The organism is Bacillus sp. CGMCC 1.60114 (assembly GCF_042676365.1).
GTDB lineage: Bacteria > Bacillota > Bacilli > Bacillales > Bacillaceae_G > Bacillus_A > Bacillus_A rhizoplanae_A.
Map to the genome: position 1 here is coordinate 272,433 of NZ_JBHTHG010000108.1, position 11,514 is coordinate 283,946.

12 protein-coding genes are annotated in these 11,514 nt (G+C 37.2%); 7 read left to right on the top strand and 5 right to left on the bottom strand.

Annotated elements, in window-relative coordinates:
- The first annotated feature begins 293 nt into the window (after positions 1-293).
- Together ACFQZ1_RS17730 and ACFQZ1_RS17735 are read left to right on the top strand one after the other, a co-directional pair.
- Positions 294-1,487, top strand: coding sequence for an acetate kinase (locus ACFQZ1_RS17730; RefSeq protein WP_377883517.1), 1,194 nt, complete (start codon positions 294-296; stop codon positions 1,485-1,487).
- Positions 1,488-1,611: 124 nt separating this feature from the next.
- A complete protein-coding gene (locus tag ACFQZ1_RS17735; protein WP_377883518.1) occupies positions 1,612-2,442 on the top strand; it encodes an EcsC family protein in 831 nt (276 codons plus the stop codon).
- Between the two features lie 28 nt (positions 2,443-2,470).
- On the opposite strand, the gene ACFQZ1_RS17740 is transcribed toward ACFQZ1_RS17735, so the two are convergent.
- Entirely contained in the window at positions 2,471-3,121 is a 651-nt protein-coding gene (locus tag ACFQZ1_RS17740) for a YitT family protein (RefSeq protein ID WP_377883519.1), read from the bottom strand.
- Positions 3,122-4,016: 895 nt separating this feature from the next.
- On the opposite strand from ACFQZ1_RS17740, the gene ACFQZ1_RS17745 reads away from it, so the two are divergent.
- Positions 4,017-4,220 (top strand): Spo0E family sporulation regulatory protein-aspartic acid phosphatase, encoded by a 204-nt coding sequence (locus ACFQZ1_RS17745; RefSeq protein ID WP_377883520.1) that lies wholly within the window; start codon positions 4,017-4,019, stop codon positions 4,218-4,220.
- Between the two features lie 414 nt (positions 4,221-4,634).
- Here the strand turns inward: ACFQZ1_RS17745 and ACFQZ1_RS17750 are convergent, their stop codons facing one another.
- Positions 4,635-4,952, bottom strand: coding sequence for a radical SAM protein (locus tag ACFQZ1_RS17750; RefSeq protein ID WP_377883521.1), 318 nt, complete (start codon positions 4,950-4,952; stop codon positions 4,635-4,637).
- A 168-nt stretch (positions 4,953-5,120) separates the two neighbouring features.
- On the opposite strand from ACFQZ1_RS17750, the gene ACFQZ1_RS17755 reads away from it, so the two are divergent.
- Together ACFQZ1_RS17755 and argH are read left to right on the top strand one after the other, a co-directional pair.
- Entirely contained in the window at positions 5,121-6,326 is a 1,206-nt protein-coding gene (locus ACFQZ1_RS17755; RefSeq protein WP_377883522.1) for an argininosuccinate synthase, read from the top strand.
- A complete protein-coding gene (gene argH / locus ACFQZ1_RS17760; protein WP_377883523.1) occupies positions 6,323-7,711 on the top strand; it encodes an argininosuccinate lyase in 1,389 nt (462 codons plus the stop codon). The genes ACFQZ1_RS17755 and argH overlap by 4 nt, the downstream gene beginning before the upstream one ends.
- A 25-nt stretch (positions 7,712-7,736) precedes the next feature.
- Here argH and ACFQZ1_RS17765 read toward each other — a convergent pair whose 3' ends face one another.
- The 3 genes from ACFQZ1_RS17765 to ACFQZ1_RS17775 all read right to left on the bottom strand — a co-directional run bounded on the left by ACFQZ1_RS17765 (position 7,737) and on the right by ACFQZ1_RS17775 (position 9,250).
- Positions 7,737-8,330: a hypothetical protein gene (locus tag ACFQZ1_RS17765; RefSeq protein WP_377883524.1), complete on the bottom strand. Its 594-nt coding sequence runs from the start codon at positions 8,328-8,330 to the stop codon at positions 7,737-7,739.
- Positions 8,331-8,415: 85 nt separating this feature from the next.
- Positions 8,416-8,607, bottom strand: coding sequence for a ProA domain protein (locus tag ACFQZ1_RS17770; RefSeq protein ID WP_377883525.1), 192 nt, complete (start codon positions 8,605-8,607; stop codon positions 8,416-8,418).
- Positions 8,608-8,791: 184 nt separating this feature from the next.
- Positions 8,792-9,250 carry a universal stress protein gene (locus ACFQZ1_RS17775; protein WP_377883526.1) on the bottom strand — a complete coding sequence of 153 codons (459 nt, stop codon included), beginning with the start codon at positions 9,248-9,250 and terminating at the stop codon, positions 8,792-8,794.
- Positions 9,251-9,435: 185 nt separating this feature from the next.
- Between ACFQZ1_RS17775 and ACFQZ1_RS17780 the strand changes: the two genes are divergently transcribed.
- Both ACFQZ1_RS17780 and ald read left to right on the top strand, forming a co-directional pair.
- Positions 9,436-10,200, top strand: coding sequence for an SDR family oxidoreductase (locus tag ACFQZ1_RS17780; protein WP_377883527.1), 765 nt, complete (start codon positions 9,436-9,438; stop codon positions 10,198-10,200).
- A 145-nt stretch (positions 10,201-10,345) separates the two neighbouring features.
- Positions 10,346-11,479: an alanine dehydrogenase gene (gene ald, locus ACFQZ1_RS17785; RefSeq protein ID WP_377883528.1), complete on the top strand. Its 1,134-nt coding sequence runs from the start codon at positions 10,346-10,348 to the stop codon at positions 11,477-11,479.
- Positions 11,480-11,514 lie beyond the last annotated feature (35 nt).

Below are 11,514 nucleotides of genomic sequence, written 5' to 3' on the forward strand. Positions count from 1 at the left end.
GTATGTAACAGGTATATACTAATATATAGTACAGTTTTATAGTGTTTACAAAATTCAGTAATATATATAAGAACAGAAATGGGAAATATGAAATCTGTAATATAAAAAAAATCTTTGTGTTACAATTTTTTCACTTGAAATATATGTCGTACGATGTTTAAATTAAAATCGTGAGTTTAAATTTTTTTTCAGTGAAACGGTTATGTTGGCTGATAAGAATTGAAGACATAAAATTGAGCGGTTTGTGGAAAGATTCCACACGGCTAACAAGAGAAAAAGGGGCGAAAGACTAGATGTCAAAAATCATCGCGATTAATGCAGGAAGCTCTTCCTTAAAGTTTCAATTATTCGAAATGCCAAGTGAAACAGTATTAACAAAAGGTTTAGTAGAGCGTATCGGTTTAGAAGATAGTATCTTTACAATTACTGTAAACGGCGAGAAACAAACAGAAGTAACAAATATCCCAGACCATGCAGTTGCGGTTAATATGCTTGTAAATAAATTAACTGAAACAGGTATTATCAAATCTCTTGATGAGATTAGCGGTACGGGTCACCGTGTTGTACACGGCGGTGAAACATTCCCAGATTCTGTTCTAATTGACGACAAAGTATTAGCAGATATCGAAGCTTTAAGTGAGTTAGCACCACTTCATAACCCAGCAAACGCTATTGGTATTAAAGCATTCCGAGAAATTCTTCCAAACGTGCCTGCAGTAGCAGTGTTCGATACAGCATTCCACCAAACAATGCCGGAAGAATCTTTCTTATACAGCTTACCTTACGAATACTATGAGAAATTCGGCATCCGTAAATACGGTTTCCACGGTACTTCTCACAAGTACGTAACAGAGCGTGCAGCTGAATTATTAGGCCGTCCACTTGAAAGCTTACGTTTACTTTCTTGTCACTTAGGTAACGGTGCAAGTATCGCAGCTGTTGAAGGCGGAAAATCAATCGATACATCTATGGGCTTCACACCACTTGCTGGTGTAACAATGGGTACACGTTCTGGTAACATTGACCCTGCGTTAATTCCATACATTATGGAAAAAACAGGACAATCTGTAGACGAAGTTCTTGACGTATTAAACAAGAGAAGTGGTATGTTAGGTCTTTCTGGATTCTCTAGTGACTTACGTGACATTGAACAAGCAGAAGAAGAAGGAAACCATCGTGCAGAAGTAGCACTAGACGTATTTGTAGGCCGTATCCACAAATATATCGGTTCTTATGCAGCTCGTATGAAAGGTGTAGACGCAATCATCTTTACAGCTGGTATTGGTGAGAACAGTGCACTAATTCGTGAGCGTGTATTAGAAGGACTTGAGTTTATGGGCGTATACTTCGATCCAAAACGCAACAATTTCCGTGGTGAAGAAGCATTCATTAGCTTCCCGCACTCTCCAGTAAAAGTAATTGTAATTCCAACAGACGAAGAAGTTATGATTGCTCGTGACGTAGTACGTCTTGGAAATATTGGTTAATATATGATGAAAAGACGGGATGATTCCCGTCTTTTTTTGTATATTTTTAAGAAAAAAACAGGGCGTACGGCCTCTCACGGCAAATATGTTACAGTGTAGAAAAATAATCCAAGGGGTTGTTTGTATGCTGTCAAAGCGAGAAGAACGAATTTTATATGATTTAAAAAGCTGGGAACAGCAATTGGTGCAACAAGAATCAACGGATTTTCAGAGAATGTTCGATAAGTGGTTGAATCGTACATTTTCTAAGTTACCGGAAAAAAAACGCCATGAATTTTTTTCGAAGGCGGATGGATGGCTCTTTCATCTTCATGCACTTATTCAAAGTTCCAAGTCGCAACTTGATGCCCGGGGAAGTATTTTAGGCGCGGCGCGTTTATTCGATGATTCCATTGAACATGTTGAAGACATGAAAGTATTATCGATTGATCAATTAACATATATAGCAGAACAGCAAACAGCTCGTCATCGTTTGTATTCTTTCGTACAAGGAGGAGTAACAGGAGTTGGAGGCTTTTTATTATTAAGTGCAGACTTACCAGTAATGATTGCCCTAAATGTGAAAGCGGTACAGCAAATCGCCACATCATTTGGTCATGATGTGAATAAACCATATGAAATGATGATAGCGTTAAAAGTATTTCATGCAGCCATATTGCCAGCGCATATGCAGCAATATGCTTGGTATTATTTACTGCAAGAGCTAGAGCAGGAAGAATCGGCTCCGTTTTTTTATGAGGGAGAAGAGGAAGTGTTGAATCCAGCATCTGTACAGGTGCTATTAAAACAAATCATGAAAACGTTTGTTATTTACTTACTGCGTCGTAAGTTGCTTCAAGGTGTACCAGTACTTGGGATTGCGGTAGGATCAACGATGAATTACCGCTTAACGCGGGGGATAACAGAATTTGCGAATCGATTTTATCAAATGCGTTATTTACGCCAAAAAATATAAGAAGCGAAAGGCAGCCGCCTTTCGCTTCTTAGTTTGTTGCATGTTGTTTTGATAATGGAATTGCCACTGGTTTCTTTGCCTTTGCTGGATAGTAGATTAAATCTAGTACTTTCGCCTGCACAGCAAGGGAAAGAATCGTAAAAGCAATTTCAGTCCATGTTAAATAATATAATGAAAGTGCAATGACAAGTGCGTCAAAAATGAAGAAAATTTGACCAACTGTAAAGCGTGTTTTTTTGCTTAATACAATGGTTAAAATATCGTCTCCGCCTGTTGCACCACCGAATCGTAAAATAAAACCAAGTCCAATCCCAGCTAACGCTCCGCCTATTACTGCAGCTACAAATAAATGATTTGATAAATCCACCGTGAATGGAGAATAGTTTTCCATTAAAGAATAAAATACTCCGAATGAAATGGAACCAACAAATGAATAACCGACCATTTTTCTACCTAAAAATGTAGCACATAGTAAAATGACAGGAATATCCATTAAAACAGTTGAAATTGACGGTGAAATATCAAAAAAGTTTTGTAAAAACAGTGCGATTCCTACAAATCCACCTTCTGTTAAGTGATTCTGAAACTGAATGTGGTAAAGTGCGATAGCCAAAATAAATGAACCAAGTAAAACCATAAAAATTTCTTTAATAATTTGTCGACTTTGGATGTTCTCCATCGTTATTCCTTCTCTCCGTAGTTAGTAGTTTTTTGTTTTTCATAAACTAACTACGCCTATATAGCAGCAGTTAGTTTACATACGTCCAACTACGCTATATATCACTGAAGAAATAACGAATAATCCTCTCGTCCATCAATTCCCCCTACTTTCGTTTTAGTTTAGGTCTGAAATAGACTAAACAAAACTTAGAGTAGAATTTTTCATTTAGCAATCCTGCTCTCTTTTATGTTTTGTTTAGCGAATATGAAATAACCTAAACAAAACGCTACGTGTAAGAAGAGTCTTTTCGTTGCCAAATTATCCTTCGGGCAATCATAATTTCCCCACTCTCGTATTTTTTTCGCTAGACAAAGTATCTAAGCAAAAAAACTACGCTACGTGTAAGATTCGTCTTTTCGATGCCACATGCTCCTTCGAGCGATCATGATATCTAAATCCTTTCTATAAAAGATTATATACTATTATATCATACTTTTTTAAAATGTATGTTCTTGGAAACCGACAATGGGCAACGAAAAAACTACATACTTCGTAAATATGGAAGCTTTAGGTAAAATTCATGTAAATTTTGTTGGAAAATGGTGCAATAAAGTGAAACTTCCATTAGTAGGGGTTTTTCATCCCACACTGATGGAAAGCCCGCCCAATCAGACTTTTACGGGTAGTTATCCCCCAACTATCTTCTTCGCTTTTTGAATCCTGAGGTGAGGGTCTTACTGCCCGCGAATAACGGGATAAAAAATATTTTTCGTCGAAAGGCTCTCTGTATGAAAAAGTAAATTTTGTCGATTTTTCTTTAAAACTTACTTTAATTAATTACAAAATATTAAATTTAACAAGAACATTTTTTATAATTCGAATGATATCACCTATGATGACTGGAGAGATTCGTATGAAAACGAGAGATATACAGGCAAGCATAGAAGAAAAAAGGGAGGAATTGATTGAACTTGTAAAAAAGCATGGTTTAAATCATCATAGAGTGATCGCATGTAGTCAGGAATTAGATAATTTAGTATACCTTTTTACATGCACAGAGAAGGAATCCTATATCCCTGAAAAGAAAAATACGATTAATACTACACGTTCAACGTAGTAGAAAAGTTTGTAATCGTTGTTATCAGAATATAAGAATCCATCGTAACACATTTGAACAAACCTTTATTTTTATTTACCTATATTTGAAAGCGTTTACACCATTATTGCAGAAAATGGAAAATAAAAAAGAGGAAAGATAGCTGTAAGCAACAGCTTGATTGGTGAAAGGTTTCCGTCAATTATCCACTGATGGAAACCTTTTATTTTAATCCGTTTTAGCAAGTAAAAGAATGATGTTTTACGGTGATAAAAGAAGTAGAGAGTCAACTTTTTAAGAATCATCTTCTTGATTCGTTTTCTTATCTTTAGAAAAGGCCTCCCAGTTAATAACACTTAGAAAGGTGAGTATGGTAATGAATAGAGCTTTCATTAGGAATATACTCCTTTCTTTATATCTTCTATAAGGTTCACTTCACTGATGCGCTTTTCCTTCGGACACATTTTGAGTCAGACGATACCAAAGCCAAAGATCATTAATAATAGAAGCATGATCCGCGATTTCTGTATTGAGTCTGCAAGAGATTTCAAAGTTTTCTTCGTTATTTAACCCGTGTTGTTTCGTGTTAATGATATGCTCAAGTTCTTTAATCCGATCTGGTATTTTCCCGCGAATTTGTTCCCACTTTAATAAAATTGTATGTTGCACTGTTTCAGGTATATCCTCCCATTCTTCTTGGAAATCAGGTAGTTCAATACCTAGGTGTTCGTTATATGTGAAATATTGTTCCATACATTGTCCCCTCCATTTTCTGTCTTCATTGTATCGAAAAAGAGAAAGAACTTCGATGAAATTGTTTTAAAAATAATTATGAATATCCCTTGCAACATTTTGTAAAAGGTGATAAATTATGAATTAATATTAATGATAATGAATAATTATTCTTTAGGGGGATATAAAATGGAGAACAAAAAAGTTGTATTAGCATATTCCGGAGGTCTTGATACTTCCGTTGCAATTAAATGGTTACAAGAAAAAGGATACGATATTATTGCGCTTTGTTTAGATCTAGGGGAAGGAAAAGATTTAGAGTTTGTAAAAGAAAAAGCATTGTCCGTCGGTGCAATTAAATCTTATATGATTGATGTGCAAGAAGAGTTTGCGAACGAATATGCATTAAAAGCACTGCAAGCTCACACGTTATATGAAGGGAAATATCCACTTGTATCTGCATTATCTCGTCCGTTAATTGCTAAGAAATTGGTAGAGATTGCAGAGATGGAAGGTGCAAGTGCAGTTGCACATGGATGTACAGGAAAAGGAAATGACCAAGTGCGTTTTGAAGTTTCTATCCAAGCATTAAATCCGTATTTAGAAGTGATTGCACCGGTGCGTGAATGGAAATGGTCACGTGAAGAGGAAATTGCGTATGCAAAAGAAAATGATGTACCAATTCCGATTAACTTAGACAGCCCGTTTTCAATTGATCAAAACTTATGGGGACGCAGCAACGAATGTGGAATCTTAGAAGATCCATGGGCAGCACCGCCAGAAGATGCATATGAAATGACGTTAGCATTAGAAGATACACCAAACAAACCCGAATTTGTAGAAATTGGTTTTGAAGCAGGGGTACCAAAGACATTAAACGGCGTATCATATTCACTTTCAGAGTTAATTAAAACGTTAAACGCTCTTGCTGGTAAGCACGGGGTTGGCCGTATCGACCATGTAGAAAATCGTCTTGTTGGTATTAAGTCACGTGAAGTGTATGAATGCCCAGCGGCGATGACATTGATTACTGCACATAAGGAATTAGAAGATTTAACACTTGTAAAAGAAGTAGCACATTTTAAACCGATGATTGAACAAAAATTAACAGAGTTAATTTATAACGGCTTATGGTTCTCGCCTTTAAAAGATGCTCTTGTTGCCTTTTTACAAGAAACACAAAAAAATGTAACAGGTACAGTACGTGTGAAACTGTTTAAAGGACATGCAATTGTAGAAGGACGTAAATCAGAGTATTCTCTATATGATGAAAAATTAGCGACGTATACAGTAGCGGATGAATTTAATCACGATGCAGCGGTTGGGTTTATTTCATTATTTGGTTTACCAACAAAAGTATACAGCCAAGTGAATCAAAAGAAGGTGGAGGCATGAGCAAACTTTGGGGCGGCCGCTTTACGGAGCAGGCTGAACAGTGGGTCGAGGAGTTTGGAGCTTCCATCTCCTTTGACCAGCAATTAGCAGTAGAAGATATACAAGGAAGTATAGCGCATGTGACGATGCTTGCGAAATGCGGCATCGTGACAGCTGAAGAAGGAGAGAAAATTAAGAACGGCTTGCAATATTTACTTGAAAAGGCAAAGAAGCAAGAGCTTACGTTTTCTGTTGAAGCAGAAGATATTCATTTAAATATTGAAAAGATGTTAATTCAGCATATTGGAGAAGTTGGAGGTAAGTTGCATACAGGAAGAAGTCGTAACGACCAAGTAGCAACGGATATGCATTTGTATTTGCGAAATGAAGTGCAAGGCATTATTGAGGCAGTGAAACAAGTGCAAATTGTACTTGCGGGACAAGCTGAGGAACATATTGAAACAATTATGCCAGGATATACGCATTTGCAGCGTGCACAGCCGATTTCTTTTGCCCACCATCTCCTTGCATACTTTTGGATGCTAGAGCGAGATGCGAATCGTTTTAAAGATTCGTTGAAACGTATTAACATTTCTCCGCTTGGAGCTGGGGCACTTGCTGGGACAACATTCCCGATTGATCGCGAGTATAGTGCACAGCTGCTCGGTTTTGAAGGAATATATGAAAATAGTTTAGATGCAGTAAGCGATCGTGATTTTATTCTTGAATTTTTAAGTAATGCTTCTATATTAATGATGCATTTATCACGTTTTTGTGAAGAACTTATTTTATGGAGCAGTCAGGAATTTCAGTTTATCGAAATGAGTGACAGCTATGCAACAGGTAGCAGTATTATGCCGCAAAAGAAAAATCCAGATATGGCAGAGCTCATCCGCGGGAAAACAGGAAGAATATACGGCAACTTATTTAGCTTATTAACAGTTATGAAAGGCTTGCCGCTTGCTTACAATAAAGATTTGCAAGAAGATAAAGAAGGTATGTTCGATACGGTAAAAACAGTAAAGGGCTGTTTACATGTAATGGCGGGCATGCTTGAAACGATGACAGTGAAAAAAGATAAAATGGCACAGGCTGTCACGCAAGATTTTTCAAATGCGACAGAGATTGCAGATTATTTAGCTAGTAAAGGGTTACCGTTTCGTCAGGCACATGAGATTGTAGGAAAACTTGTTCTTCATTGTATTAATGAAGGTGTTTACTTGCTAGATTTACCGTTAACAACCTACCAAGAGATGAGCTCATTATTTGAGGAAGACTTATATGAAGTACTTTCACCATACGCAGCAGTAAAACGAAGAAACAGTGCAGGTGGTACAGGGTTCGAACAAATTGAACAGGCGCTTCAAAAAGCAAAAGAGATAGTGGAAAAACCCGTGAACATGTAATGTTTCACGGGTTTTTTGATGATTGTTACATATATTCAATTAATGTACTTTCTAATGCACTCGATCTTTGCAGGGATGTTGTTTTTCGTTTACGGCTTGTAGCAGTTCCAAACATAATATTCTCAGGGTCTAAGCTATGCGTTCGATAAGAGTTTCTATCTGGATTTTTTCCTTGTAGTTTTCGGTGGGAGTAGAATAAGATATGTCCGAGTTCGTGCGCAAGTGTATTTTCTAGTGAAGACTTTGTGAGGATAATATGGTTGAAACGGCTTTTCGTCATAAAGGAAGAGAACGTTCGTCCTGTCGTATTACTCGAGAGGTGTCTTGCATTTGTATAGAATATTGAAATGCTATTTGGATTTGGAAAGAGGTACTTTCTTTCACGAAATAATCGTTGAACATTTTTGCTTTGTTTTTTACGAAATGAAGAATCATTCGTTTGAACAGAAAAATCTTTCAGCATTGTGACACTTGTGATAATAAAGTCTATGTTCCATATTTTGGTTGCTAATGCAACTTGCTGTTTAATTTGTTTTTCAGTTACATTGCAGCCGGGAAGAGTAAATATACATAAGTTCATAAACGGGGCTTTGTTTTTTCTTTTATTTTCATCGCTCAAATAAAATCACACCTTCATGCTTGGACATATTTATAATGTATGCATAAAGAAAAAGGTTGCTTGTACGATGCAAGCAACCTGCCGCCTATATTTTTTCTTGTTCGTATTTGTGCTTTCCTTCTGTAATGCGAATATATTCTATGTCCATTAAGTCGCGAAAAAGTGCACCGTGGCTTAAATCCACACCGTGTTTTTCTTTGAAGTGAGCACAAATTGTTTCTACCATGTCTATTTCTTGGCCGTTTAAATCCAGTATAATACGTTCATTACTTTCCATGCAGTTGTCCTCATTTCCTTTTTTCTTAGCATAACCTTAGAGAATAATTTTATTTAGAAGGAATTGAACTACACCCACCTATCTTCTTTGACTTTCTCAAAATCTTGAGGTAGAGGTCTTACTGCACACGAATAGCGGAATAAAAAACACCAAGCCCATTAGATAAAGGCTTGGTGCTGTTTTATTAAATCTCTCCTTGCTCTTCTTCACCGCGAACAACAAGGACATCGCATTTTGCATAGCGAATAATATGTTCAGAGACACTGCCGATTAAGAAACGCTCTACTGCGTTTAAACCAGTTGCACCGCATATAATTAAATCAACGTTGTGTTTCGGTGCGATATCTTTCGAGATTTTTGATTTTGGATTACCGAATTCTAAAATAGTTTCTATCTTTGTAAGGCCCGCTTCTAGTGCAGTCTTTTTGTAGTCTTCTAATAGATCTTCTGCAAATAAGTTTGCACGTTCTGCAATAGCGCGGCTATATGCTTCGACTGCAGAGTAAGCTTTGACGTCAACGATATGAGCGATTGTTAATGTAGCATTGTTACGCTTCGCTACTTGAATAGCTTTTTTGAATGCTTTTTCAGCTTCTTTAGAACCATCGACTGCAATTAAAATATTTGTATATGTAGTATTCATGAACGATTCCTCCCAATTGTAAAAGTGTTATAACTCTTTACACTTTTATTATAAAGTAAATTATGGAAAAAAGTATGTCAGAAACGTTACAGAATTTTGAAAAATCTGTTCAAACTTTTTAGTTGTAATTGTTCGAAGAAGTTGTTACATATGAATTATAGCAAGAAAAAAGGAGGCTTATTTTTGTGAGACATGCGCTCATTACAGCCGGTACAAAAGGTTTAGGGAAGCAAGTAACAGAGAAATTATTAGATAAAGGATATTCGGTAACAGTAACGTATCGCAGTGATGTACAAGCGATGGAAAAGTTACAACAGCAATATAAACATCTTGCACATCGTATGCAATTTGTGCAAGCGGATGTAACGAAACAAGAAGATTTACATAAAGTAGTAACAAAAGCGATGGAGCATTTTGGTCGTATTGATTTTCTAATTAATAATGCAGGTCCTTACGTATTTGAACGTAAAAAATTAGTTGAGTATGAGGATAATGAATGGAACGAAATGATTCATGGTAACTTAACAGCAGTTTTTCATTTGTTAAAGCTCGTTGTACCGATTATGCGCCAGCAGAAATTTGGCCGTATTGTGAATTATGGATTCCAAGGAGCGGATAGCGCGCCGGGATGGATGTATCGTTCCGCATTTGCGGCTGCAAAAGTCGGACTAGCATCACTCACAAAAACGATTGCTTATGAAGAAGCGGAATATGGTATTACATCAAATATGATATGTCCGGGTGACATTATTGGTGAGATGAAGGAGGCAAAAATTGCTAAGGCCCGTGCAATATCTGATTATCGGACACCGATTGGACGTTCAGGCACAGGGGAAGACATCGCTCGTACAATTTCCTTTTTATGTGAGGAAGATTCGGACATGATTACGGGAACAATTATAGAAGTAACTGGAGCAGTAGATGTTATTCATCGATATCGTCAAAACTAGACAAATTCTATCGGGCAGCCCGCGTAATTTTTGTCAAAAATTGCGATATTATGGTAAAATATAAGAGAGTAGAAAGCGCTTTATAAAAAGCGTATATGCTATGGCTATTCAGGGGTAATTTTATAATCTCAAGGGGGAATTTCCAATGCGTATCGGTGTACCATCAGAAGTTAAAAACAATGAAAATCGTGTGGCAATGACGCCAGCGGGTGTTGTTCATTTAATTCACAACGGTCATGAAGTTTTTGTTCAAAAAGGTGCTGGTTTAGGATCTGGTTTTACAGATGAAGCATATGTAGAAGCAGGAGCAACAATTGTAGAAACAGCACAAGAAGCTTGGAATCAAGAGATGGTTATGAAAGTAAAAGAGCCGATCGCAAGCGAATACGGCTATTTCCGCGAAGGCTTAATTTTATTCACGTACTTACACTTAGCCCCAGAACCAGAATTAACAAAAGCATTAATTGACAACAAAGTAGTCGCAATCGCGTATGAAACAGTTCAATTAGACAACCGTTCTTTACCACTACTTGCACCTATGAGTGAAGTAGCTGGTCGTATGGCAGCACAAATTGGTGCGCAGTTCCTTGAAAAAAATAAAGGTGGAAAAGGCATTTTACTTGCAGGTGTTCCAGGGGTAAAACGCGGAAAAGTAACAATTATCGGCGGTGGTCAAGCTGGTACAAACGCAGCGAAAATTGCTGTTGGTTTAGGTGCAGATGTAACAATTATCGACCTAAGTCCAGATCGTCTTCGTCAACTAGATGATATCTTCGGTAACCAAGTATCAACATTAATGTCTAATCCGTATAACATTGCAGAAGCTGTAAAAGAGTCTGATCTTGTTATCGGTGCAGTATTAATTCCAGGTGCAAAAGCGCCAAAACTTGTAACAGAAGAAATGATTAAGTCTATGGAACCAGGTTCTGTTGTAGTCGACATCGCAATCGACCAAGGTGGTATTTTTGAAACAACTGACCGCATTACAACACATGACAACCCAACTTACGAAAAACACGGCGTAGTTCACTATGCAGTTGCAAATATGCCTGGTGCAGTTCCACGTACGTCAACTCTTGCGTTAACAAACGTAACAGTACCATACGCAGTACAAATCGCAAACAAAGGTTACAAAAAAGCTTGCTTAGATAACAGTGCCTTATTAAAAGGGATTAATACATTAGATGGTTACGTAACATTCGAAGCAGTTGCAGAAGCACATGGTTTACAATATGCAGATGCGAAAGAGCTTCTTGAAAAGGCTCCTGCTTTATCATAATACAAAATAAAAGCGACTCCCCGTTGGGGAGTCGC